This window comes from Corynebacterium breve (genome assembly GCF_030252165.1).
Classification (GTDB): domain Bacteria; phylum Actinomycetota; class Actinomycetes; order Mycobacteriales; family Mycobacteriaceae; genus Corynebacterium; species Corynebacterium breve.
The window spans coordinates 689,331-712,198 of sequence record NZ_CP126969.1 but is presented as its reverse complement, the minus strand read 5'-3'; the positions used below and the strand labels follow the sequence as shown (position 1 = coordinate 712,198).

Sequence of the window (22,868 nt, the reverse complement as noted above, 5' to 3'; positions counted from 1 at the left end):
GCGAAGCCTTTTCGTGCCCGATGCAGAATCGACTCTGCGCCGGGCACGGTTTTAGTTGTGTGACTTGGCTACCCGCGTGGCAACGACATTCACCAGCGCCATGATGAACAGCCCGCCTGCGGCTGCGGCGAATCCTCCCAAGTGGCTCTGGTGATAAATCGGGAGAAAGACAAGTGGTGTCGCCGCATTACCGAAGAAACGGAATGCTTGCACAGTAGATACCATCGTCGATCCGCCTGGTGCGCGTAACACCAACAGGTTCACCGCGATTTGCGTGCCTTGGACCGCCAACACTGCCAACCCCCACGCCACTGCAAGCAACCACATGGTCGGGGCCATGGCTACTGCAAGTAGTGCAACCCCGCCGACGAGCAACCCGCCTATGAGCACTGGGCGTGGACCAAACGTATCCGCCCAATGGCCCAAGATGCGCGCGAAAAGAAACGCGGTGAGTCCGCCGACCATAACGATCGCCCCACGGGTGACCGGCCCAGCGTCAAAACGCTCACCGACTAGCAGCGACACCACAAATGACATCCCGATAACGCCGCTCCCGACAGCGAATAGCGTGAACATCGCCCGCACGTGCCCACCAGTGATTATTCGTTGGCTAGGCGCGCGCGAGTCATCGTGCGGTACCAAAGGTACGCGTACAAGGACAATAAGTAGTGCGAAAAGACCCAGCATCACATAATTAAGCCGCCACGTGACTAGCGACGTTAGCCCCGAAATAAGAGGTGCCGAAAATAGCCCAAACGACTGCATCGCTGCGTACGCACCAAGGGCCTGCCCCAGCTTTTCGTCGGGAGTGATGTGCTTCAGGATCAGCTGCAAAATGGGGGTAGTAAACGCGTTTGCGATCCCCGCTATTGTGAAGGCAATCAAGAACAGCCACCACTTCGGCGAGAACACCAACACCACCGAAACAACGGCGATCACGATATATGCAACCCGCACTACCTGAGTCGGCGATATTCCTCGCACAAGATACGAGGAAATCAGCATCGTCGAAGCAAACGGCAGCGAATAAGCCGTCATCGTCAGCGCAGCTAGACCGAGGGAGATTTCGAAATCACCCGCGAACTCCGGCAGAACAACTGCTAACGATTGTGCAGCGAACGGGCCTAAGAAGCCACCGATCATGATGCAGGCATAGCGCAGTTTGTCCATGTGGTGATTGTATGGGTTTATGAGAACTCTCGACGAGGTGCATGCCACGCTCCTCCCCCTTGCCGATCCCTCCCGCGCCGACCAGATGGCCGCATACATGCGTAACCAATTCCAGTTCCTTGGCATTTCTGCGGGCGAGCGTCGATCGTCGACACGCAGCATCGTGCACTTTCGTCCCACCGATTTTGATTTTGCGCAGTTGCTTTTCGACGAGCCCGAACGCGAGTATCACTACTGCGCCTGCGACCACATTCGCTTCGGACGCTTGACGACGACCGACCTGCCCGATTTGAAGCGCCTAGTACAAACAAAGTCGTGGTGGGACACCGTGGATTCGCTAGCTAAAGGTGTAGGCCAGGCTGCCGACGCGGAATCCATGCTGGAGTGGGCTCAAGACTCAGATTATTGGGTGCGACGCGTGGCGATTATTCACCAATTGGGGTTTCGCACTGAGACGGATTCCGAACTGCTCGCACAGATTATCATGGCCAACCTTGGGTCTAAAGAGTTTTTCATCAATAAGGCGATTGGCTGGGCGCTGCGCGACTATTCCAAGGCAAACCCAGCGTGGGTAGCAGAGTTCATCGCTACCCACGACCTTGCTCCCCTATCGGCGAGGGAAGGCTCGAAGTACATCTAGTACGGGTCCGCGACCGCGATGTACTGGATCTCGGAGTACTCGTCGATGCCTTCTGCCCCACCTTCGCGTCCCATGCCTGAGTGCTTTACGCCACCAAAAGGCGCAGCGGCGTTGGAGGCGATACCGGTGTTGAATCCGAGTAGGCCGAACTCCAAGTTGTCAGAGGCTCGGAACATCGTCGCGGGATTCTCGCTAAACACGTAAGAGGCTAGACCAAACTCTGTGTCATTTGCCAAGCTGTAGGCCTCTTCTTCTGTGCTGAAAGGATAAAGTACTGCCACCGGCCCGAAGATCTCCTCACGGAAAACCCGTGCATTGGGTGTCGCCCCGGTCAGCACGGTTGGCGCAAAGAAGTACCCCGGTCCCTCGACGCGCGTGCCACCCGTGGTCACTTTGGCACCGTGGTCGACGGCGTTGTCGATAAGCGATGCAACGTTGTCCACTGCCTTCTCCTCGATTAAAGGTCCGACGGTGACATCGTCGTCAAAGCCATTGCCTACCTTGAGTTCCTCCATGCGCTGGGTAAGTCGGTGCGAGAACTCGTCGATGAGCGACTCGTGGACGAAGATCCGGTTTGCTGCTGTGCAGGCCTCGCCGATGTTCCGCATCTTTGCTTGCATCGTCCCTTCGACTGCTACGTCAAGGTCCGCGTCTTCAAAGACAAGCACTGGCGCGTTTCCGCCCAGCTCCATCGAGGTACGCAGGATGTTGTCAGCAGCGCCTTTGAGCAAAGTGCGGCCGACTTCCGTGGACCCGGTAAACGACACCTTGCGTAGTCGCGGGTCGGCCATGATCGGCTCCGAAACCGTCGAGGCTGACTGAGAACTCACCACGTTGAGTACACCTGCTGGTAGGCCGGCATCAAGCATTGTCTGCGCAAAATAGTGCGCAGTAAGCGGAGTTAACTTGGCCGGTTTCAACACCATCGTGCAGCCCGCGGCGACAGCGGGCGCTACCTTACGAGTAGCCATTGCCAAAGGGAAGTTCCATGGAGTAATCAGCAGGCATGGCCCCACCGGTTTACGTACCGTCAGCAGCCGCTTCCCGCCCTCAGGCGCTTCAAAAGTCCGGCCGTATTGCCGTACTGCTTCTTCTGAGAACCAACGAAGGTATTCAGCGCCGTAAGCCACCTCGCCCACAGCCTCGGCATAGGGCTTTCCCATCTCCGCGGTCATCAACGTGGCGAATTCTTCCTTGCGCTCGGTCACCAGCTCAAAGGCGCGCCTCAAGATATCGGAGCGCTCGCGGGGGCTTGTGCGCGACCATTCTTTCTGCACGTCACAGGCTGCATTCATTGCGTCAAGTGCATCGCTTTCGCTTGCCGACGACATCGTGGCTAGGACCTCGCCCGTGGCAGGATTCTCAACCTGATAAGTCTCGCCGTCGGACCCATCGCGCCACCGGTCGCTAATAAGAAGCTGAGTGTGTACCTTTTCTACTACCGAAGAAATATCCATACCTCCGGCTTACCACTTTTCAGTCTCCAGCGTTTAAGGATCCTTGCCGATGGCCTCAACCACTTCCGAGCGACGTCGCGTCGTTGCCGCCACCACGATCGGCACCGCCATTGAGTGGTACGACTTCTTCTTGTACTCCGCAACCGCGGGACTTGTGTTCAACCACTTGATGTTTGGCCCAATGGGAGACGGCGCTGCGACAATCGTCGCGTTTCTCACCGTCGGGCTGTCCTTCCTCTTCCGCCCGCTGGGAGCGCTAATGGCTGGACACTTCTCCGACAAACTGGGCCGACGCGTCGTGCTCATGGTGACGCTGTTCGCAATGGGCGGCGCAACTACGCTCATCGGCCTGCTGCCTACCTACGATGCAATCGGTATCTGGGCACCAATCTCGCTGGTTATCCTCCGTATTTTACAAGGCATTTCCGCCGGTGGCGAATGGGGCTCTGCGGTCTTGCTCGCGGTGGAACATGCCCCTGACAACAAGCGCGGTCTTTTCGGGGCCGGGCCCCAGATCGGCGCCCCTGCAGGTCTGTTGATGGCCAACGGAGCCCTTGCAGCGATGAACTGGATCGCGCCGGGCGACGCCTTCATGGAGTGGGGCTGGCGCGTCCCATTCTTGTTCTCCATCGTCTTAGTCATCATCGGCTACCTTGTCCGCGTCGGCGTTGATGAGTCACCGGTCTACACCGAAATGTCGGAGGACCGCACCGCTGCTGAAACGCCAAAGCAACCTGTCGCGGTATTGTTCACGCGCTACCTTCCCTTGGTCATCGTGGGCGCTATCTTGTTCGCCGCCAACGGTGTCGCCGGCTACATGATGGCAGGCGGATACATTCAGAACTACACCACCGGAGCGCTCGGAATGGATCGCGGTCCAATTCTGCTCGTGGTCACTGCATCCGCGGCAGTGTGGATTGTGACTACACTTTTCGCCGGGTGGATCTCTGACCTCATTGGCCGTCGCATGACCTTCATCATCGGATTCGTCGTCCAGGGCTTAGGCGTGCTTACTCTCTTCCCGCTAGTCAATACTGCAGACCTCCGATACGTCTTGCTCGGATTGGGCTTCCTCTCCGTGGGGCTAGGCCTAACCTACGGCCAGACCAGTGCAACGTACGCAGAGCTCTTCCCCGCCTCGATCCGTGGCTCAGGAGTCTCCATCACCTACGCAGTGGGTTCAATTATCGGAGGCGCTTTCGCACCGATGATCGCTGCGGCGCTCGTTGAGCGCACAGGATCTACTCTGGGCGTGACGGTGTACCTGTTGGTGGCGACAACGATCGGGCTATTCACAGCGCTTGCCCTGCGTGACCGCACGGGAATCCCTCTGGGACACGAACACGAAGCAAAGCAGGCAGAGGGCCACTTCGTGCTTTCTCGTTAGGACGTAGATGCTTTTGGATTCTCGCCGGTTACAGTGTTAGGATTGCCTAGTCTCGGCGAGGGTCTGAAACAATTGGGCCGTTATCGACGCGATAAGTATCACAGACTTTCCAAGCCTGCGATCACTCGACGAGCAATCTAAACCGTTTGAGTTGGTCGCAGGATTTTTCATTTGGCGGCCCAATACACCTAGGAGATTCACATGGCTGAAACCCCAGTAATCAAGGCTGAAAAGCGCGAAGAGTTTGGCAAGGGCGCATCCCGTCGCCTGCGTCGCGATGGCCGCCTACCAGGCGTTCTCTACTCCGCTGGCGAAGAGACCCTGCACTTCCACGCTGACCGCCTCGAGGTCACCGCACTGATCCGTAACGACGGTGTTAACGCAATTGCCGAGCTTGAAATCGACGGCGAACAGCACCTTTCCATGGTCAAGTTCATTGACCAGAATGTCATCACCCTCAACATCGACCACATCGACATGCTGGGCATTAAGCGTGGCGAAAAGGTCGAGGTTGACGTCCCTGTCATTGCCGAAGGCGAAGTCTTCTCTGGCGCAATGCTGATCCAGGAAGTCGACACCATCCTCATCGAGATCGACGCTCTGAAGATTCCAGAAGAGATCACCGTTTCCGTCGAGGGCCTGCAGGCTGGCACCCAGATTCTCGCTGGCGACATCCAGCTGCCTGAGGGCGCAACCCTGATCGACGACGCTGAGGCACTGGTCCTCAACATCACCGAGGAAGAGGAAGCAGACCTCGAGACCGATGCTGGTGAGGAAGGCGCAGCTGGCGAAGAATCCGCTGCGGATGCCCCAGCAGAAGCGCCTGCTGAGGACTAATCCTTCGCTTAACGACGACCCGCCCAACCAGCTCTTGGTTGTGGCGGGTTTTCGCCATCTATGATGAGGTGCGTGTCTGACTCCACTATCCTCATCGTCGGTTTGGGCAACCCCGGCGCACAATATGCTGAAACCCGCCACAATGTCGGCGTGAAGGTGATCGAAGAACTCCTCGATCGTGTCACCCCGATGGCCGCTACGTTGTCCGTTCACAAGAAGACGAATACTGAAATCGCAGAACTAGCCGCTGGCCGCCTCACTCCGCAGCGGACCGTTCTCGCGCGGACGCGCGGTTTTATGAATGTCTCGGGGGGCCCAGTGAAAGCCTTGGCCAGCTACTTCGATGTAAAACCAAGAGATCTCTACGTGATCTACGACGAACTCGACCTGGACTTTGGTGCAGTCAAAGTGCGCGGCGGCGGTGGCGACCACGGCCATAACGGACTCAAATCAGTCACCAAATCTCTTGGAACTAGCGAATACAATCGCATTGCAGTAGGTATCGGGCGGCCTCCAGGGCGTCAATCCCCCGGCGACTATGTGCTCAAGCCTTTTAGCAAAAAAGAGGTGGCAGACATGCCATTTGTTGTCGCGGATGCAGCGGACGGTTTGCTCGCTGCCATAGGCTAAAACAGTCTGCCCCGGACCACATTGTGGTCCGGGGCAGGTGGTCGTCGTTAAGCCAAAAGTTAGATGGTCAGCTCGTTTGCAGACTTGCCTTCGTCGCGCTGGCGAGCAATCTTGTGCAGGTTGTATTCCCACTCGCGGATTTCTTCAGGGAGCTGGCCCTTGGAAGGATCGTTGAGGTACTCGCGGCGAGATGCGTCGTAGTCCCACAGCCAGTCGGCGTAGATGAACCAGCCGGTACGCTCTGCCTCGCGGAAGAGCTCATTGCGGATCAGACGGGAGATGCCGTCGACGTGCCACAGTTCGCCCCAGAAACGGCCGGTAGTCTGGATGCGTTCGCAACGAGGAGCGCGCTCTGCGGATACCTCGCGCAAAACCTCTGGCCAGTTGAGCTCGCCCTTAGCGGCGGCCTCGGAGGCGAAAAGTGCCAAGCACTCAGAGTCTTCCATGGCCATGACTGCACCGGACGCGAGGTACTGCAACGGTGGGTGCGCTGCGTCGCCCATGACGATGATGCGATCGGACGCGACCCAGTTCTTGATCGGCTCGCGGTCCGCCATCTGCCACCATGTGTCCAGCCACATGTTCTTCAGGCGACCCTTGACGTTGTCGTGGGTGTGGCCGAAAGCGTTCTTGAATTCCTCGTTGTTGCCCCAGTCCTCTGGCACCTCGGTGCCGTTGGTGAGCGCGTCAAGGTATCGAGGAGACTGGAAGACAGCGACCTGGTTCAGCAGCTCGCCACCGCGCAGTGGGTACTGGATGAAGTGGCAACGCGGGCCAATGTGGCCACGAACATCCTTGAGGTTAGCAACCTCTGGGTCTGGCTCTTCGGCGATCTTGGAAGTGCCACGGTAGGCAACGTATGCGGAAGGAACCGGGTCGTCTTCGACGATCAGCTTGCGGAAGATGGAGTGGGTGCCATCAAAACCAATCAGCATGTCGCATTCGACGTCATCGTATGGCTTCTCGGTATCGAAGTCAGCCAAGTGTACGGTGACGCCGTCGCCGTGGTCATCTGCGCCGGTCACCATGGTGCCGTTAACAAGGTTTGCGCCGGCTTCCTTTGCCGCCTCGACGAGGAGGTTGAGCAGGTCGGAACGGTGAATCACCAGGTACTCGGCGCCGTAGCGCTCAATGAACTCTTCGTCGAAGTTCATCGTCAGGATCGGTTCCGAGGTAACACCGTCGCGGAACTGCATCCGTTCCGGCAGGAAGCCACCAGCGACTACCTTTTCCTTCAGACCCCACTTCTCCAGCATCTTCACACCGTGAGGTCCGATCTGCAGGCCTGCGCCTACCTCGCGAAACTCGTAGTGACGCTCGTAAAGGGTGACATCTGCACCACGAAGCGCAAGCGCGAGAGCACCGGAGGCACCGCCGATGCCACCGCCCGAGATAATGATTTTCTGGCCAGCTAGCTCATTGGTTTTCTGAGGGGACATGGATGAACATCTTCCTTTCATGAAGTGGATAAAAGAAGCTTGGGAGGTCTAGTGCGGGTCCGAGTGGGAAACGACAGTCGAAGTCTCCTGATCGACAGCACCCACCTGTCGACGCTGAATACCCGCAAGGATGAACAGCGACAGGGAGGAGAGCAGCGCCGCGATGGCGAACATGAGGTAGTTGGAGTTGACTCCCAGACCCCAGCTGAGCAGAAGGCCCGCCAACTGAGGAGCTGCCACCGCACCAAGGCGTCCGACACCGAGTGCCCAACCCAGGGCGGTGCCACGAAGCTTGTGTGGGTAGAAGTGCGTCACTGCCGCAATGATCAGGATCTGGGTGCCGTGTGTACCAACACCGGCCAGGACCAGGATGAGGTACACCGCACCGATGGAAGGACCTGTCAGCAGCAGGAGCAAGGCGACACCTGCCACGAATGCAGCGACGGAGCCGGAGAGAACTGGGCCGAACTTGTCTCCCGCCCATGCCGTGACCACGGAGCCGATGATTGCGCCGAGGTTCAGCGCCAGGGTGAAGTTCAGTGCTGCGCCGAAGTCGTAGCCCGCGGTGGTCATAAGCTTTGGCAGCCAGGTGCCCAGGCCGTACCAAGCGAGCAGGGTGACAAACGTTGCGAGTGCGAACCAGATGGACACTGTGCGGTACTGAGGGCCAAGTAGAGCTCCGAAGCCCACCTTCTGCGCTGGGTCGTCCGCACCCTGGTGTGCTTCGTGATCTGCTTGGATCCAGCGATCCGTTGGGATGACGAACCAGGCGATCGGAAGGCCAACGACCAGTGGGACAAATGCGATCAAGAACATGATGCGCCAGCCCCAGTGCGGATCGGAAGGAACGATCCATTGAGCAAGAATTGCCGCGATCGAGCCACCAAGTGGCACACCGGACATCATCACGGTGGACCACGAAGACATCTTGTTCGGTGGAACCAGGTCCGCAGTCATTGCGTTGACGGATGGAACCAGACCACCGAGGCCGATACCAGCGAGCAAACGGAAGATTGCGAATACCACGGGCCCTGGGGCAAAGGCACACGCAATGGTGAAGATCGAGAGGACGACCACGGATCCCAGGACCGCGAACTTGCGCCCAATACGGTCCGAGATACGTCCGATCAGGACGGCACCGATCACCATGCCAAGGAAGGCCGCGGACCCCACGGTGCCAGCCTGCGCCGCGGAGATCCCCCATTCTTCCATGAGGGCACCCTGAACGGTGCCGTAAACGATAAGGTCATATCCATCGAATACGACAAAGAACCAACCGATGAGGACTGCGGCCAAGCGTCGACCGGAAATACCAAGGACGGTAAACCCATGGTTTTCGGACTCGTAGTCGCGAAGATTGTTTGAAGCGCCATCGGCAAGGCGCTGCGGGTCAGAGATTGAAGCCATACTCACATAATCGGCGTGATCGGTATTACAATCAAAGGGATTCCATATAGCGGAAGGTACGATCATGATTCATTCAGGCCCCACCCACGGTGCCCCCCTCGAGAGTTTCTGCAGTCAGTGGACTTGGCACTGGTTCTGATTTTGATACTGCGCGACCAAGGATCCCTCACCATTTCGGGGGCAGCCGAGGCCCTTGACGTCTCCCCTTCGACCGTTCACAGGTCCATGTCAATGCTGGTATATCGCGGTTTTGCCAGTCGATCGGAATCACGCACGTACCTCCCGGGACCCGCCTTGTCAGCGTCCAGCCTCACGCCGGGGATTGGAGCGGAACTAATCCACAACACGCTGGATCATTTGCAGGCAATCGCGGCCGAAACCGGCGAAACAGCAAACCTGATGGCTCTTTCCGGGAACAAGACACACTTTCTTTACTCGGTGGAGGGCAGCCAAATGGTGCGAGTAGGCACCCGCCGTGGACAGGTGATGCCCGCAATGGATAATGCCGGCGGCCTTGCCATGCTGTCGGAGTTTTCCCCCGGCGAGTTGCGCGCCCTGTACCCCACGATGCCAGACGACCTTTTTGAAGATTTACGCAGGACGTTGCACAGAACACGCACCCGCGGCTTTGCCATCAACAACGGCCTGTACGAACACGACGTTTCCGCCGTGGGCCTGGCTCTCAGAAATGAACTCGGCGACACCTTGGGAGCCATTACAATTTCGATTCCGACTCTGCGCTTTCGCAATGTGCACCGGAAGTGCGCGGAAGTGCTTATCAAACACGGGCGAGACCTAAATCGGCGCTTAGAGAAGTTTCGCGCTCCCACCGTTCACGGCATGGGGTGACCGACTTCACCCCCGCCGAGATTTTCCGCGCCCCGGAATACCTTTGAATCACAACGGGAAACTGCCTATGTTCGGAGTCACAACTTAAAATAATTCTGTCTTCACTAACAGGAGGTAAGACCCATGAGTACCGACTACTCAAATAAGCACGTCGACTTCCAAGCACCAGAACCAACTCCAGAGGAGCAGGCTGAGCTCGACGCCATGTACAAGCGCATGGACGAAGTCCACCTCAAGCCACTGTGGCGCCAGATCGGTGGCCTCATGCCAAACTCCCCAGAACCTACCGCGATCGCACACAAGTGGGACTGGGAAGAGCTGTACAAGATGGCACAGCGCTCCGGCGAGCTTGTTCCTGTCGGCCGCGGTGGCGAGCGTCGCGCGATCGGCCTTGCAAACCCAGCTCTCGGCGGAAACACCTACGTCTCCCCGACCCTCTGGGCAGCAATCCAATACCTCGCTCCTGGCGAGAATGCCCCTGAGCACCGTCACTCCCAGAACGCATTCCGCTTCGTTATCGAGGGCGAGGGTGTCTGGACCGTTGTCAACGGCGACGCAGTCCCTATGAAGCGCGGCGACTTCCTGATCACCCCAGGCTGGGCTTTCCACGGCCACCACAACATCGCAACCAAGCCAATGGCGTGGCTTGACGGTCTGGATATTCCATTTGCTCACCAGATGGACACCGGCTTCTTCGAGTACGGCACCGAGAAGCTTACCGACGAATCCACCCCTGAATACTCCCGTGGCGAGCGCCTTTGGGCCCATCCAGGTCTGCGCCCAGTGGCATTCCCAGGCGAGCAGGTCTCCTCTCCAATCGGTCGCTTCGCATGGGAGCACACCGATGCCGCGCTCAAGGATCAGCTTGCACTTGAAGACCAGGGCTTCCCGGGTGTTGTCTCTCCAGGCCACGCTGCGGTTCGCTTCACCAACCCAACCAACGGCAAGGACGTCATGTCCACCGTTCGTGCGGAATTCCACCGTCTGCGCCCGAACGCAACGACCATTCCTGTTCAGGAAGTTGGCAACCGCGTGTTCCAGCTGTTTGATGGCTCCGCAACCGCATACGTTGGCGACGAGAAGTTCGACCTGCAGCACGGCGACGTCTTCAATGTGCCAAGCTGGAAGAAGTGGCACATCGAAGCTGGCGACGGCGGTGCCGACCTGTTCAATTTCTCCGATCACCCGATCTTTGAGAAACTCGACCTTGCACGTACTTACACTCCGGAAGGAATTTAATAAATATGCGTCTTGCAACTATTCGCTCTAACCAGGGCACTTTCGCAGCCCGCGTTGAAACCGACACCACTGCTGTCAAGATCGAGGGATACGCCAACGTTGGCGACCTGCTCCAGGAAAGCAACTGGGAAGAGATCGCAGCAGGCGCTCAGGGCGAAACCATCGAGTTCGCTCAGACCGACCTCGAGGCTGTTGTTCCTGCTCCAAACAAGATCGTCTGTGTTGGCCTGAACTACGCAAACCACATCAAGGAGATGGGTCGCAACCTTCCAGAGCACCCAACCCTGTTTGTTAAGTTCCCCGATGCCCTGACCGGTCCTTTCGATGATGTCCTAGTCCCTGAGTACGCTAACGCGGAGCTCGACTGGGAAGGTGAGCTTGCTGTCATCATCGGCAAGCGTGCACGTCGCGTCAAGGCAGCAGATGCTAACGATTACATCGCTGGCTACGCAGTCATGAACGACTACACCATGCGTGACTACCAGTACCGCACACTGCAGTGGCACTCCGGTAAGTCCTTCGAAAAGTCCGCTGGCTTTGGCCCATGGATGACCACCAAGGATTCCTTCACCTTTGGCGGCGAGCTTGCGACCTACCTCGAAGACGAGAAGATGCAGACCACCCCTACCGATGACCTTGTCTTCGGCCCACAGGCTCTGGTTGAGTACATCTCCCACATCTACCCACTGGACGCAGGCGACGTCATTGTCACCGGTACCCCAGGTGGTGTCGGCCACGCTCGCGACCCGAAGCGCTACATCGGCGACGGCCAGGTTGTCAAGGTCGAGATCGAGGGCCTTGGCTACGTAGCTAACAAGACGGTGTTCGAGTAATGACTTCCTTCCACGACCTATCCATTGAGGAGCGCCTCCAGCTCACCCGCCGTGGCACTGCCCATTACTCGGGTCAGCTGGCGCTCATTGACAACGCTGATTTTGGCCGCGACACACTCCTCGAAGGTTGGGACGTGTCCCACCTGGCTGCACACGTTGCATACAACGCAAACGCACTGTGCAACCTGATGGATTGGGCTAAGACCGGCGTTGAGAACCCGATGTACTCTTCACCGGATGCCCGCGGAAAGGAAATCGAGTTCGGTTCCACTTTGATCCCGGATGCAATTCGCAACCTGCACGATCACACCTTGGTTCGCCTCGATGTAGCATGGCGCGACGCTACCGAAGATGCCTGGAAGGCAGAGGTTAAGACTGCTCAGGGCCGCACGGTGCCTGCGTCTGAAACTCTGTGGATGCGTACCCGCGAAGTCTGGCTTCATGCTGTTGACCTTCACGTCAATGCTGGGTTCGCAGATATCCCAGAAGTTATCCTGTCTACCCTTGTTCCTGAAATCGCAGGCAAGTGGCGTGGCAGCGGTGTCGGCGAGGGCCTTGTCCTCATCAACACTGACACCGACGAGCGCATCGAAGTAACCGGCACCCCCACCACCGAGGTACGCGGCTCGCTTGCGGGCCTTGCGCGCTGGGCCTCTGGTCGCGGTGGCCGTGGTGTTAACGAGGATGCTCCAACGCCTCCACGCTGGCTCTAAGAGATTCGCTTAACGACGATCGCCTGGTCTCCATTCCCATGGAGACCAGGCGATTTGTTGTTGCGGCTCATCGTTCTGCGCTAAGCATCGCGAGAATATCTTTGCCGAGCCCAGCAGTGAAAACCAGGTCTGGGTTTATTGAGCGGTGGAAGAGGGCCCGCTCAATAAACGTCTGCGCTCGCAGCACCCTAGGAAAAGACACGCCTTGCGGAGCCAGCGCTGTTTTGTCGGCAATGAAAGCTTCTATCTCGCGATCCCACTTCCCGATCCTCGCGCCAATCCGCCTCTTCGTTCCCCAGACTGCGAGGTTGATTTCGAAGGCCGTAGGCTCGTCGATTAGCGGAATCAGTGGTTGGTCGCGCAACATTGACCACGCTGTAGCTGCATCCTTGCGGTAAACGACCCGGCCAGCAAAGGCTTCGGTAACAAAGCGCTCCACCTGGATAATGTCCTGAGATGTGAGGCATCGCCAAGGGTTAGGAAAGCCCAAGATTACGGTGGCGAAACCACGTATCGCAGATTCCAATGTTTCCCGGCGGTTTAGCTGAGTGGATAACGCAAGCTCAAAGCTGATCGGACGGTCGGCACGCTGCGCATCGAGCTCGTCTTTCACTTCGGTGATTCGTGGTTCCACCGCCCGGACCGCTCCGCCGGGGAATTCCACAGTGCCAGAGGGCTCGGTCTCCATGACAATCTCTGTGGTCAGGTGCTGGGCTCCCAGGATCATGCGGTCCAGAAACTCTCGTGTGCCTTGAATACCGACATCTTTCCCCGCTTTGAACTCAGACAGCGTCTTCGCTTCCCCGATCGGGCGTACTTCCTTCTCGGAGTAATAGAGTTGTAGGGTCCCGTCTGGGCCCATGAGAGCAACCGGGGTCACGTCGATGAGGGGCCACCCGCCGACATCAGCCCATTCATCGCGCGTGCGTAGAAACCGCGCTTCGGGGTCTTGCAAAGCGGCTAGCGCTGCGTCGAAGGGTTCCACATTGGTAAAGGAAGCCAGTCGGAACAGGATTTGTTTTGCTGCGGTAGCTTCGTCTTCGTCGCAAAGCGACGGGATACCGCGCTCAACACCAGAGTATTTGTCTGCACCAATCAATGACACGTGGGTAGATAGGTTCATACTACTACCCTAGTGTGTCTTAAAAGCTAGATGAACCCCCTCCGCCAGAGAACCCCGAACTAAACGACGTATTCGCCGACGATTCCGCCGCCTGGTGCGCCTGCACGTCTGAATCGTGCCAGGAGGCCATCAAGTAGAAAGGCACATAGTTGTTCACGCCGGTACCCACTCGGTAGTTGGTGTCGTATACGGCAGGCGGAGTGCGGTCCGCCTCGCGATCCACATCGGAAAATTCCTGTGCGTCGACAGTCGCCAGAACCATCGAGACATCGCCCAGGAGAACGACAAACTGCTCTAGGAAGTTCGGGGCAGACAAATCGGAGCGCAGCGTATCTAGCTTGCTGATCTGCTCAGTCACCCTGGCCCGCAGTGAATCCGACTTCACGGTGGTCTCGGCTTGGAGCAAGTCGCTCTTTAACTCATTGAGAAGCTCCAGGCGAGCCCCTTCATCCCCATGCTCTACTTGGTAGATCGTCTCGATATTCTGCTCGGCGGTCTTGACCTGCAGCGTAGTCTCCTCGGCAGTGTTGAGCTCTGCGTAGTGCTCGTGGAACGTGTCATCGTCCGCCGACACAGAAAGTCCACGGAAAGATTGCACCGCGTTATCCAGCTCCAAGAAACGGTCGCGCACATCAGCCCATTGCTTACGAAGTTCAGCATTTGCTAAAGGAGAGGTCAACGAATGCGCACGGATATCGATCTCATCTAGGCGCTGCGCGGTGTCCGCGTAATGCTTCATCACATAGTCATAGTCGCTACGTGCCTCTTCAATCCGATCTCGCTTCTTCTTGCGCCGAGAGTAAGCAATCGCGCCACCTGCGGACATAAGGCCAACAGCTGCGAAGCCTCCCCCAACCCCTAGCGCAATCTTGTCTGCGCGGTCAGAATCTGCCCGATCCTGTGCCACCGCTTCCTCGTCGCCGGCATACGCTACCGAGGCGAGTAAACCGGACGCAATCGCTTTGTCTCGCAGGAAGTCCTTGGCCGATTCCAAAGTCCGATTGAGGTGCTTTCCACTCCACAGATCAAGCTGGTCACACACGTCGTTTCCGCAGTAGACACCATTCATTTGCGGGTCGTACCCCACCGCAACAATCAGGTGGCCATCGGTGAAGTGATCGTCGTCTGGGGCGATCAGATCAGGGCGATTGTCGCGGGCATACTCCTCGACTGTGTCATTGAGGTTTTCGTCATTTTCTGCAAACACCAAGTAGTCCACCTGCTGAACAACGTCCGGGAGGCCTTGCTGTGCAGTCTCGTTTTCTAGCCGTTGAACCTCAATAGGCTTGAGCAAGCCGTGCGGATCCTCGATCGTGACCGTGACTCCTCCTTGCGCAAAAAACTCCTGGGGCAGCCAAGACTACCAGTGTTACGGTTGCTGACGCGGCAAGAAGTCGTCTCATATTTCCTACGGTAGCAGCGTTTCTTGTAGCTGTGAGGCCGCTCCCACGTGAATTCTTTCCGGATCAATCCCAACTAAGCAATACGCATATTCCTGCTCCGCCCGACGGGGCTTTAGCATCGCGTTCAGGTACGGGTACAGCGCAGCCATATCCTCATGCGTTCGGGTAAATTCCGTTTCCATGCCACGCGCATAACGTCCTGAGAATGCACGAGTGCTTATCGACGACCCACCGGCTTCCAACAACTCACGGTTGAATTGGGAGGTGCCGGCTTCGTCGGCAAGCAAGAATGCCGAACCACATGCGACCGACTGGGCGCCGCGCGCAATCAAATCTGCCACGTCTTCAGAGGTACGAGCACCTCCCGCAGCGATCAGGGGCAGCTCGGATACTTCTTGCACAGCAGAAAGGAGCTGCGCAAGCGGCCGCTGGTCTGGTTCCTCGAAAATTGACCAGGTCGAGCGGTGCCCGCCTGCTTCTGGGCCCTGGACGACGAGTCGGTCGGCGCCTCGTCGAGAAGCGATCTCGGCATCGCGCGGATTTGTCACGGTAACCCATGCCTCGATGCCACGTTCGTGGAGCGCGTCGATCTCCCCGACAGTGAAACACCCAAACGTCGAGGAAACCACCGCGGGCGGGTTGTCAAGCGAGAGGATGAGTGCGAACTTCTGCGCGAACCCATTGGTCAAGTCAACACTTGGAACGTCGACAGAAAGCTCCTTGGCCACAGCGTTGATGTCCGAAAGCTGGGGTTCATCGGCCTGCGGATAAAAAAGGTTCACGCCATACGGGGCGTTAACTTGTGCAAGCTGATCTTCGGCCTCCTTCAACGAGCAAGTACCAAGGGCGAGGAAACCGAAATCGACTGCATTGGCCAGCGCAGGAGTCGACGGCCCACCGGCCATGGGGGCAGCGATCACAGGTGGAAGAGTCAGGGCATGGTGAGGGGACGTACTCATGCGCTTCAGTGTAGATATGCGACAATAATTCCGTGTTTGATTTTGTGAAACGCCTGTTTGCTCGATCAGCGTCTGCCACTTCGCCCGCCGCGCGCACTTTGAGCGCTAACGACGCCACCTGGCTGGTTGTTGGACTGGGCAACCCCGGTGCAAAATACGCAGCTACCCGCCACAATGTGGGGTACATGGCACTCGATCATCTTCTCGCGGAAAACGAGACGCACTTGGAACCTGTCCCCGGGGTCAAAGCGAACGTCGCCGTCGCTGGCGATGTGGCATACCTACGCTCGACCACATACATGAACCTTTCCGGCGAGGGAGTCGCTCCGGTAGCACGTTTGTTGGGAATCGAACCGGACCACATCATCGTCATTCACGATGAGCTGGACCTGCCTCCTGGACAAGTGCGACTCAAACTCGGAGGGAACGAGAACGGGCACAACGGCCTGAAGTCCATCACCGAACAGGTGGGTACTCGCGATTACATTCGTGTACGCGTGGGCATTGGTCGACCGACAGACCGCCAGCCCATCCCCGAATGGGTGCTAGGGGTTGTCGAATCGTCCCCCGAGCTCGACGAGCAGATCCACCTCGCCGCAGAAGCCACACAATTGATCACAAAGGAAGGCTTATCCAAAGCCCAAAATCAGGTGCATTCTCGCGGCCGACGATGACAGTTTGTTCATTTCTGTTTCACACCAAAATCATCTCACCTGATCAGGCCATATGCGCCAAATCTTGTAGCTTTCCTTGCCCTTGCCACCGCACGTTTCTGTTGTTTTAGTAATGAATGTGCACTCGGGATCCCTGCACGCCACTATCCACTTCCACTCGATTTCGACAGGAGCGACACATGAACCTCCAGAACATCATTGCCTCCATCATGGCGGCACTCGCAGCATTCGCCGGCGGTATCGGCTCTTCCGTTCCAAACCTTGGTCCGATTGTTGACAACATCGTTGGCGATTGGCTCGATTGGGACGATGATTGGGACGATGACAACGACGATGATTGGGACGATGACTGGGACGACTAACCCACCCACCTAGAATCACCCAGCAAGACCAAAGCCCGGCCTCCCCACAATGGGAAGGCCGGGCTTTGACTCTGATCAATTACTTGTTCAGCTGAGCGGTAATTGTCTCAAGCTCTCCCAAGATGCCCTCAAGCTCACCGGCGCGACGCTCGTTTGGCTGTACGCCGTTCTCGCCAAACTCGGTAAACAGGTTCAAGTCGATCTGGTTGCGCAGGTCATACATGCTGAAGTTTGCAACAATTGTGCGCCAGTGCTCAACCGAACGGGTGCCGCCTGCTGCGCCGTAGGCAACGAATGCGATTGGCTTGCCAGCCCACTCGGAACCGAGCGAGTCGAAAGCATTCTTCATTCCACCTGGAACCGAGTGATTGTATTCAGGAGTAACAAGGATATACGCGTCGCACGCATCGATCGCCTGGGACCACTTGGTCACGTTCTCGTCATCGTACTGCTTGTTCGCAGCGCCTGGCACAACCGAAGACTCCAACAGGGGAACGTTGAATTCCTTTAGGTCGATAAGTTCGTAAGTCGCAGCTTCGCGGCCCGTTGTTGCTTCCATGACCCAGTTTGCTACGGACTCCCCAGCGCGGCCTTCACGAATAGAGCCGAGAATAACGCCAATCTTCATTGTGTCCAACTCCCATAATTGTTGACATGTGTTCATCTTACTTCCGCCATCATACACATCAGTCCAACCCCGGATCGATTTTTCTACCTTCCAGCGACTACTCTCATATCTCATGAGTACGCTTTCGGAAGCACAACGTCGCCGCACATTCGCAGTCATCGCCCACCCCGACGCCGGTAAGTCGACGCTCACCGAAGCGCTCGCGCTGCATGCCCACATCATCACCGAGGCAGGTGCCACCCACGGAAAGGGCAACCGCAAAGCAACCGTTTCCGACTGGATGGAAATGGAAAAGGATCGTGGCATTTCCATCGCGTCCTCCGCACTGCAGTTTGAGTATGCTCCAGAAGGCCACGCCGACGAGCCTTACGTCATCAACCTCGTTGACACCCCAGGCCACGCCGACTTTTCCGAGGACACCTACCGCGTGCTCTCTGCCGTCGATGCTGCAGTCATGCTGATCGATGCCGCCAAAGGCCTCGAGCCACAGACCCTCAAGCTCTTCCGCGTTTGTAAAGCTCGCGGCCTGCCCATCGTCACAGTGATCAACAAGTGGGACCGCATCGGCCGCGAGCCGCTTGAGCTTGTCGACGAGATCGTCACGGAAATCGGCCTCCAGCCCACTCCCCTGTATTGGCCGGTCGGCGAAGCAGGCGATTTCCGAGGTCTTGCACATGTAAACGACGAGGGCGAAGCGGACAACTACATCCACTTCACCCGAACCGCGGGTGGCTCAACCATCGCACCAGAGGAACATTTCTCCCCTGAAGACGCTGCAGCGCGCGAAGGCGACGCATGGGAAACCGCAGTTGAAGAAGCTGAACTTCTCGCGATGGACGGCGCCACCCACAATCAAGAGTTGTTCGAGCAGTGCGAAACTTCTCCACTGATTTTCGCCTCGGCCATGCTGAACTTTGGTGTCCACCAGATCCTCGACACTCTGTGCGAAATCGCGCCTGCACCTCACGGGCGGGAGTCGGACCCAAAGGCGGTGGAGTCGTCGACAAGCGCCATGGATGAGAGTCGCGATCTCAACGACGATTTCTCCGGCGTTGTCTTCAAAGTGCAGGCAGGCATGGACCGGAATCACCGCGATACCCTGGCATTCATGCGCGTGGTGTCCGGCGAATTCGATCGTGGAATGCAGGTCACGCACGCCCAATCTGGCAGAAGCTTTTCTACGAAGTACGCGCTGACTGTGTTCGGACGCACCCGTGACACCGTTGAAACTGCATTTCCGGGTGACATCATCGGCCTGGTCAACGCTGGGTCCCTTGCCCCTGGCGACACGATCTATTCTGGGCGCAAAGTGCAATACCCTCCGATGCCACAGTTCGCGCCGGAGCACTTCCGTACGCTGCGCGCGCAGAGCCTAGGCAAGTACAAGCAGTTCCGTAAGGCCCTTGAGCAGTTAGATGCCGAGGGCGTTGTGCAGATTCTACGAAACGATCTTCGTGGCGACGCAGCACCCGTCATGGCCGCCGTTGGCCCAATGCAGTTCGAGGTCATGCAGTCCCGTATGGAGTTGGAATACAACGTCGAGACGGTCACTGAACCAATTCCGTACTCAGTTGCACGACGCACAGATGCCGAAAGCGCTGCGGAACTGGGTCGTCAGCGCGGGGTGGAGATCTTCACCCGCACCGACGGCGAATACATCGCCCTGTTTGGCGACAAATGGAAACTCGCATTCGTGGAGAAGGAGAATCCACACCTCACGATGGAGCCACTCGTCGCCGATTAAGGGCCGACGATACTGTCCACGAAATCCTCCAAGTCCCGCACAAACTGTTCTTCAGGAGACAGCGGTGGTGGAGGTGGTGGCGGCGGAGGTTCCACAGGCGGTGGAGGTGGAGGAGGCTGAGGCGGAATGTACGGCTCAGTCACCGCATACTCCTCAAATGAACTCGGAGGGGCCTCTACAACTTCCGGCGCTACCGGTGGCGGTGGCGGAGGTTCCACAGGTGGTGGCGGCGGAGGAGGCGTCGAGGATTCCGTCGTAGTTGGCGATGGTGTCGATGTGGACGAGGCCGTAGTCGATGGAGACGACGTTGTGCTTTTCTCGCTCGTCGTAACGGAAGCTTGCTGAGTTGGCTCTTCCGAAGCAGACTGGTCAGGCCCAATCAACGCTGCCGCTCCCGCACCGAACAGGATAACGCCACCGAACACAGCCGCAGCGACCAAGCCAGGAGTGGCCTTCCTCGCCCTTCCCCGGCGCTTTGATTCCGGCCCAGCCGCGTCGAATGGCACGTCTTCCTCTTCAACGATGGGCGCGCCGAACTTGGAGTAGTTATCGTCTTCCTCGGGCTCATGCTTTTTCGCTGCCGCAAATGAGACTGTAGGCTCTCCGCCAGGATAATAAGCGCCATCACTAGTGACCACCGTAAATGGGTTCACGATGAGCGTAGAAATATCATCGACCGGGGAAGCGTAAAACGTTAACGTCGCTTGGGTGCCCAAAGGAGCCTGGTAAGCGCGTGCAACGAGCAATACGCCGAGCTGTTGTAGCTCGCGAGCGAGTGGCAGCAAAGCTTCAGAGTCTTCGGGTTCAAGCACTCCAATCCGCTCACCGTCAAGGGCCACCTCGATGTCATCGCCGCGTGGATGCAGCGCTACAAAGACCTGTGCGCGTCTGCGTGGATCGTCAATCACGTCGGGTCGATCAAAGCGAACGGTACGCAATGGTCCAGGTGGTGCGATCACCCAGTCGGCTTGTGGCGGATGGTTAATCGGCAGACACAAGCCCGGCCGCGGTAAACGCGCAATGACCTCATACGGGGTAATACGCACGGTGATCAGTGGAATGCACTCACGATCGACAACGCGGTCTAACTCGAAGTATGCACGGCGCTCAAAAGGCTCGAGAACTGCAACGGGGCGCTCGTCGATCAGCACCACGAGACCGTCCGTCTTGGAGCTTTCAAAAAGCTCGGCTTCGAGATCGAGTTCGTTCAGCTCACTAGAGTCCAAACGCCACTTTAGGTAGGCAGCGTCAAGCAATGTCAGAGGCACGTCTCTGATTGCTCCCAGCCCATGATCGGGGATGCGGCAGATGGTGCGAGTTCTCACGGTGACCCCCCTTGCATACTTTTCTTCAAAGTCTAAGTATTTTTTCAGCAAGTGACAACCGCTGCAGGTCACAGGGCTAAGAAAGCTGAAGAAACTGCATCCACGATTCCCATTCACGATCGATTTGGTCTAAACCGAGATTATAGGCAACCAAAAGTTTGGACACGTTTCGTTCCCCCACGTCAACCGGCATAGTTTCCGGAAAGAACACTTTTGCTTTACCCGATTCTTCCAAATCAATAATGCGCTGTTTGGAGGCGTTGTAACGAGCCGGGCGGTCAATTTGAGCTTGAGCCACCGCAGGGTATTTCCTGAACAAGCGACGAATCGTCTCCGGTCGCTTGACCTCGGATTTCCAGTAGTCACGGGTACGTGAAGTAAGCACCGCAAACTTGCTGAAGCCGGCGCGTTCGGCGGCGCCGATAAGCAAACCACCGGATTCCCCGAGAGCTCCATCGACAAATGGAGCTCCGTCAATCACACGCATCGGCATGATTAAAGGCATAGTTGACGAAGCTCTCACCCGAACGAGGATATCTTGCTTCTTTTCAATATCTTTTCTGGTCCACGAGACGGTTTCTCCCGTGTCTGCGCGACACCCATCGATGTGAAGCTCTGCCGGGTTGGACTGAAACGTAGCAAAGTCGAATGGAAGTGCCTCGTCGGAATTTTCGTAAATAAACTCGGCATTGAAATATCCCGTTCCGCGCAAGAGCGACTGCCAGCCGCCAAACTCCGGATGCCCCGCAAACGAGGTGAAAGCCTTCTTCGCACGATCTGCATCGCGGGATAACAGACTGCACAGATGCGACGACCCTGCAGACACTCCCCCGACCCAGCCGAACTGCACGTCCTTTTCAATAAACCGGGCAATAGCGCCGGCGGTGTAGGAATTGCGCATTCCGCCACCTTCAATAACAAGTGCAGTGTCGCGAGCATCAATCATGTTGAAAATTGTAGTGGTTAAAGCTGATGTCGGGGTGGCAAGATACTCTTCTTTCATGCGCACTGGCCGATTCACTCTGGGAGTACTTGCCCTTGTGCTGGGTACTGCCGCTGTTGGCACACTGAGCCAGCTCGACGATGCCCCGGCAGCACAGCTGCTTCCTCCGCCAGCAACGCCGGAGCAGGTTGTCACCAGCCCACAGGAGCAGCTGGAAGCACTCGAAGTCAAGGGTAAAGCGGGCAGCGGCGGATATTCGCGAAATCAATTCGGCGCAGACCCGACGGCCTGCGGATTCCGCAATGCAGTCTTGGCCCGGCACGCCCAGTACCTCGCGCTTGACGACGACAACTGCACTGTCACCTGGGGTGTTATTCATGATCCCTACTCTGGAGAAACAATCGACTTTGTCCGCGGCGACGGTCAGATCGAGATAGACCACGTGGTGAGTTTGTCAAACGCGTGGCACACGGGAGCTTTCCAGTGGTCCCCGGAAAAGCGTCAAGAGTTTGCCCACGACCTAGACAATCTGATTCCCACCCGAACTGATCTGAACCAACAGAAAAGTGGCGGCGACGCAGCCACCTGGCTCCCACCGAACAAGTCTTTCCGCTGCGAGTTCGCGTCACTTCAAATTCGCGTGAAGTACAAATACGGCCTGTGGGTGGCTCCCGCCGAACGGGATGCCCTGTCGCGTCAGCTCACGCTGTGCCCGAGCACAGACTAGCTGCACTTAGAACGCTGCTACGCCGAGCGCATGATCTTGACCAGCGCTTTCCCTTTGGCAAGCTCGTCGACAAGCTTGTCCATGTACCTGATTTTTTGCATGAGAGGATCGCCGATGTCTTCCACGCGAATCCCACAGACGACCCCAGTGATGAGCGCTGCATGAGGGGTGATCCCCGGAGCGTGCTCGAAGAATTCTCGCATGGTCTGATCGGACTCCGCCGCGGCATGCAATGAAGCAGGGCTATGGCCAGTAAACCAGCAGAGAACCTCATCGAGTTCGGCGACTGTGCGGTTCTTGCGTTCGACCTTGGCCACATACAGCGGGTAGATAGTGGCAAAAGGCATGGAAAATAGTCGTTCTTGGGCCATGCGGTGAT

23 protein-coding genes are annotated in these 22,868 nt (G+C 57.4%); 12 read left to right on the top strand and 11 right to left on the bottom strand.

Translation table 11 applies throughout. The features are described 5' to 3' along the window. Positions 1 to 51: 51 nt before the first annotated feature. Positions 52 to 1,170: an MFS transporter gene (locus QP027_RS03560; protein ID WP_284826045.1), complete on the bottom strand. Its 1,119-nt coding sequence runs from the start codon at positions 1,168 to 1,170 to the stop codon at positions 52 to 54. Between the two features lie 19 nt (positions 1,171 to 1,189). Here QP027_RS03560 and QP027_RS03555 point away from each other — a divergent pair, with 19 nt between their 5' ends. Beyond that, on the top strand, positions 1,190 to 1,810 hold the full coding sequence (locus QP027_RS03555) for a DNA alkylation repair protein (protein ID WP_284826043.1): 621 nt from the start codon (positions 1,190 to 1,192) through the stop codon (positions 1,808 to 1,810). Here the strand turns inward: QP027_RS03555 and QP027_RS03550 are convergent. Beyond that, positions 1,807 to 3,267, bottom strand: a complete 1,461-nt coding sequence (locus QP027_RS03550) for an NAD-dependent succinate-semialdehyde dehydrogenase (RefSeq protein ID WP_284826041.1) — start codon at positions 3,265 to 3,267, stop codon at positions 1,807 to 1,809. The genes QP027_RS03555 and QP027_RS03550 overlap by 4 nt on opposite strands. 49 nt (positions 3,268 to 3,316) lie before the next feature. Here QP027_RS03550 and QP027_RS03545 point away from each other — a divergent pair, with 49 nt between their 5' ends. The 3 genes from QP027_RS03545 (at position 3,317) to pth (QP027_RS03535) (ending at position 6,121) form a co-directional block, all read left to right on the top strand. Next, positions 3,317 to 4,654 (top strand): MFS transporter, encoded by a 1,338-nt coding sequence (locus tag QP027_RS03545; RefSeq protein ID WP_284826039.1) that lies wholly within the window; start codon positions 3,317 to 3,319, stop codon positions 4,652 to 4,654. A gap of 201 nt (positions 4,655 to 4,855) precedes the next feature. After that, the gene (locus QP027_RS03540; RefSeq protein ID WP_284826038.1) at positions 4,856 to 5,491 is read left to right on the top strand and encodes a 50S ribosomal protein L25/general stress protein Ctc; all 636 of its coding nucleotides are present in this window, start codon (positions 4,856 to 4,858) and stop codon (positions 5,489 to 5,491) included. Between the two features lie 72 nt (positions 5,492 to 5,563). After that, on the top strand, positions 5,564 to 6,121 hold the full coding sequence (gene pth, locus QP027_RS03535) for an aminoacyl-tRNA hydrolase (RefSeq protein ID WP_284826036.1): 558 nt from the start codon (positions 5,564 to 5,566) through the stop codon (positions 6,119 to 6,121). A gap of 59 nt (positions 6,122 to 6,180) precedes the next feature. Here the strand turns inward: pth (QP027_RS03535) and QP027_RS03530 are convergent, their stop codons facing one another. Then, positions 6,181 to 7,560, bottom strand: a complete 1,380-nt coding sequence (locus QP027_RS03530; protein ID WP_284826034.1) for an FAD-dependent monooxygenase — start codon at positions 7,558 to 7,560, stop codon at positions 6,181 to 6,183. Between the two features lie 48 nt (positions 7,561 to 7,608). Next, positions 7,609 to 8,967, bottom strand: coding sequence for an MFS transporter (locus tag QP027_RS03525; RefSeq protein ID WP_284826033.1), 1,359 nt, complete (start codon positions 8,965 to 8,967; stop codon positions 7,609 to 7,611). 117 nt (positions 8,968 to 9,084) lie between these two features. On the opposite strand from QP027_RS03525, the gene QP027_RS03520 reads away from it, so the two are divergent. The 4 genes from QP027_RS03520 to QP027_RS03505 all read left to right on the top strand — a co-directional run bounded on the left by QP027_RS03520 (position 9,085) and on the right by QP027_RS03505 (position 12,601). Continuing rightward, positions 9,085 to 9,816, top strand: coding sequence for an IclR family transcriptional regulator (locus tag QP027_RS03520; RefSeq protein ID WP_349293176.1), 732 nt, complete (start codon positions 9,085 to 9,087; stop codon positions 9,814 to 9,816). 123 nt (positions 9,817 to 9,939) lie between these two features. After that, positions 9,940 to 11,055: a cupin domain-containing protein gene (locus tag QP027_RS03515; RefSeq protein WP_284826031.1), complete on the top strand. Its 1,116-nt coding sequence runs from the start codon at positions 9,940 to 9,942 to the stop codon at positions 11,053 to 11,055. Between the two features lie 5 nt (positions 11,056 to 11,060). Further along, positions 11,061 to 11,888 (top strand): fumarylacetoacetate hydrolase family protein, encoded by an 828-nt coding sequence (locus tag QP027_RS03510; protein ID WP_284826029.1) that lies wholly within the window; start codon positions 11,061 to 11,063, stop codon positions 11,886 to 11,888. Further along, positions 11,888 to 12,601 carry a maleylpyruvate isomerase family mycothiol-dependent enzyme gene (locus QP027_RS03505; protein ID WP_284826027.1) on the top strand — a complete coding sequence of 238 codons (714 nt, stop codon included), beginning with the start codon at positions 11,888 to 11,890 and terminating at the stop codon, positions 12,599 to 12,601. The genes QP027_RS03510 and QP027_RS03505 overlap by 1 nt, the downstream gene beginning before the upstream one ends. Before the next feature lie 67 nt (positions 12,602 to 12,668). Here the strand turns inward: QP027_RS03505 and QP027_RS03500 are convergent, their stop codons facing one another. The 3 genes from QP027_RS03500 to QP027_RS03490 all read right to left on the bottom strand — a co-directional run bounded on the left by QP027_RS03500 (position 12,669) and on the right by QP027_RS03490 (position 16,086). Further along, on the bottom strand, positions 12,669 to 13,724 hold the full coding sequence (locus QP027_RS03500) for a hypothetical protein (RefSeq protein WP_284826025.1): 1,056 nt from the start codon (positions 13,722 to 13,724) through the stop codon (positions 12,669 to 12,671). A gap of 19 nt (positions 13,725 to 13,743) precedes the next feature. Beyond that, entirely contained in the window at positions 13,744 to 15,018 is a 1,275-nt protein-coding gene (locus QP027_RS03495; RefSeq protein WP_284826023.1) for a DUF5129 domain-containing protein, read from the bottom strand. 114 nt (positions 15,019 to 15,132) lie between these two features. Further along, positions 15,133 to 16,086, bottom strand: a complete 954-nt coding sequence (locus QP027_RS03490) for a nitronate monooxygenase (RefSeq protein WP_284826021.1) — start codon at positions 16,084 to 16,086, stop codon at positions 15,133 to 15,135. Between the two features lie 32 nt (positions 16,087 to 16,118). Between QP027_RS03490 and pth (QP027_RS03485) the strand changes: the two genes are divergently transcribed. Further along, the gene (gene pth, locus QP027_RS03485; RefSeq protein WP_432418605.1) at positions 16,119 to 16,760 is read left to right on the top strand and encodes an aminoacyl-tRNA hydrolase; all 642 of its coding nucleotides are present in this window, start codon (positions 16,119 to 16,121) and stop codon (positions 16,758 to 16,760) included. Positions 16,761 to 16,939: 179 nt separating this feature from the next. After that, positions 16,940 to 17,122: a hypothetical protein gene (locus QP027_RS03480; RefSeq protein WP_284826020.1), complete on the top strand. Its 183-nt coding sequence runs from the start codon at positions 16,940 to 16,942 to the stop codon at positions 17,120 to 17,122. A 79-nt stretch (positions 17,123 to 17,201) separates the two neighbouring features. Here QP027_RS03480 and QP027_RS03475 read toward each other — a convergent pair whose 3' ends face one another. Next, positions 17,202 to 17,750 (bottom strand): NADPH-dependent FMN reductase, encoded by a 549-nt coding sequence (locus QP027_RS03475; RefSeq protein WP_284826018.1) that lies wholly within the window; start codon positions 17,748 to 17,750, stop codon positions 17,202 to 17,204. Positions 17,751 to 17,862: 112 nt separating this feature from the next. Here QP027_RS03475 and QP027_RS03470 point away from each other — a divergent pair, with 112 nt between their 5' ends. Next, positions 17,863 to 19,494, top strand: coding sequence for a peptide chain release factor 3 (locus QP027_RS03470; RefSeq protein ID WP_284826017.1), 1,632 nt, complete (start codon positions 17,863 to 17,865; stop codon positions 19,492 to 19,494). Here QP027_RS03470 and QP027_RS03465 read toward each other — a convergent pair. Next, the gene (locus QP027_RS03465) at positions 19,491 to 20,819 is read right to left on the bottom strand and encodes a hypothetical protein (RefSeq protein ID WP_284826015.1); all 1,329 of its coding nucleotides are present in this window, start codon (positions 20,817 to 20,819) and stop codon (positions 19,491 to 19,493) included. The genes QP027_RS03470 and QP027_RS03465 overlap by 4 nt on opposite strands. A 76-nt stretch (positions 20,820 to 20,895) precedes the next feature. Next, positions 20,896 to 21,765, bottom strand: coding sequence for a patatin-like phospholipase family protein (locus tag QP027_RS03460; RefSeq protein ID WP_284826013.1), 870 nt, complete (start codon positions 21,763 to 21,765; stop codon positions 20,896 to 20,898). Between the two features lie 55 nt (positions 21,766 to 21,820). On the opposite strand from QP027_RS03460, the gene QP027_RS03455 reads away from it, so the two are divergent. Continuing rightward, complete coding sequence (locus QP027_RS03455) at positions 21,821 to 22,489, top strand: HNH endonuclease family protein (RefSeq protein ID WP_284826011.1); 669 nt, start codon at positions 21,821 to 21,823, stop codon at positions 22,487 to 22,489. A 17-nt stretch (positions 22,490 to 22,506) separates the two neighbouring features. Here the strand turns inward: QP027_RS03455 and QP027_RS03450 are convergent, their stop codons facing one another. Continuing rightward, entirely contained in the window at positions 22,507 to 22,860 is a 354-nt protein-coding gene (locus QP027_RS03450; protein WP_284826010.1) for a DUF2200 domain-containing protein, read from the bottom strand. Positions 22,861 to 22,868 lie beyond the last annotated feature (8 nt).

Excerpts from the sequence above, each read along its gene's own strand:
- QP027_RS03480 (WP_284826020.1), top strand. The coding sequence starts at position 16,940 with ATGAACCTCCAGAACATCATTGCCTCCATCATGGCGGCACTCGCAGCA.
- QP027_RS03475 (WP_284826018.1), bottom strand. The coding sequence starts at position 17,750 with ATGAAGATTGGCGTTATTCTCGGCTCTATTCGTGAAGGCCGCGCTGGG.
- QP027_RS03515 (WP_284826031.1), top strand. The coding sequence starts at position 9,940 with ATGAGTACCGACTACTCAAATAAGCACGTCGACTTCCAAGCACCAGAA.
- QP027_RS03545 (WP_284826039.1), top strand. The coding sequence starts at position 3,317 with ATGGCCTCAACCACTTCCGAGCGACGTCGCGTCGTTGCCGCCACCACG.
- QP027_RS03510 (WP_284826029.1), top strand. The coding sequence starts at position 11,061 with ATGCGTCTTGCAACTATTCGCTCTAACCAGGGCACTTTCGCAGCCCGC.
- QP027_RS03530 (WP_284826034.1), bottom strand. The coding sequence starts at position 7,560 with ATGTCCCCTCAGAAAACCAATGAGCTAGCTGGCCAGAAAATCATTATC.
- QP027_RS03450 (WP_284826010.1), bottom strand. The coding sequence starts at position 22,860 with ATGGCCCAAGAACGACTATTTTCCATGCCTTTTGCCACTATCTACCCG.
- QP027_RS03550 (WP_284826041.1), bottom strand. The coding sequence starts at position 3,267 with ATGGATATTTCTTCGGTAGTAGAAAAGGTACACACTCAGCTTCTTATT.
- QP027_RS03560 (WP_284826045.1), bottom strand. The coding sequence starts at position 1,170 with ATGGACAAACTGCGCTATGCCTGCATCATGATCGGTGGCTTCTTAGGC.
- QP027_RS03525 (WP_284826033.1), bottom strand. The coding sequence starts at position 8,967 with ATGGCTTCAATCTCTGACCCGCAGCGCCTTGCCGATGGCGCTTCAAAC.
- QP027_RS03455 (WP_284826011.1), top strand. The coding sequence starts at position 21,821 with ATGCGCACTGGCCGATTCACTCTGGGAGTACTTGCCCTTGTGCTGGGT.
- QP027_RS03555 (WP_284826043.1), top strand. The coding sequence starts at position 1,190 with ATGAGAACTCTCGACGAGGTGCATGCCACGCTCCTCCCCCTTGCCGAT.
- QP027_RS03540 (WP_284826038.1), top strand. The coding sequence starts at position 4,856 with ATGGCTGAAACCCCAGTAATCAAGGCTGAAAAGCGCGAAGAGTTTGGC.
- QP027_RS03505 (WP_284826027.1), top strand. The coding sequence starts at position 11,888 with ATGACTTCCTTCCACGACCTATCCATTGAGGAGCGCCTCCAGCTCACC.
- QP027_RS03460 (WP_284826013.1), bottom strand. The coding sequence starts at position 21,765 with ATGATTGATGCTCGCGACACTGCACTTGTTATTGAAGGTGGCGGAATG.
- QP027_RS03470 (WP_284826017.1), top strand. The coding sequence starts at position 17,863 with ATGAGTACGCTTTCGGAAGCACAACGTCGCCGCACATTCGCAGTCATC.
- QP027_RS03490 (WP_284826021.1), bottom strand. The coding sequence starts at position 16,086 with ATGAGTACGTCCCCTCACCATGCCCTGACTCTTCCACCTGTGATCGCT.
- QP027_RS03500 (WP_284826025.1), bottom strand. The coding sequence starts at position 13,724 with ATGAACCTATCTACCCACGTGTCATTGATTGGTGCAGACAAATACTCT.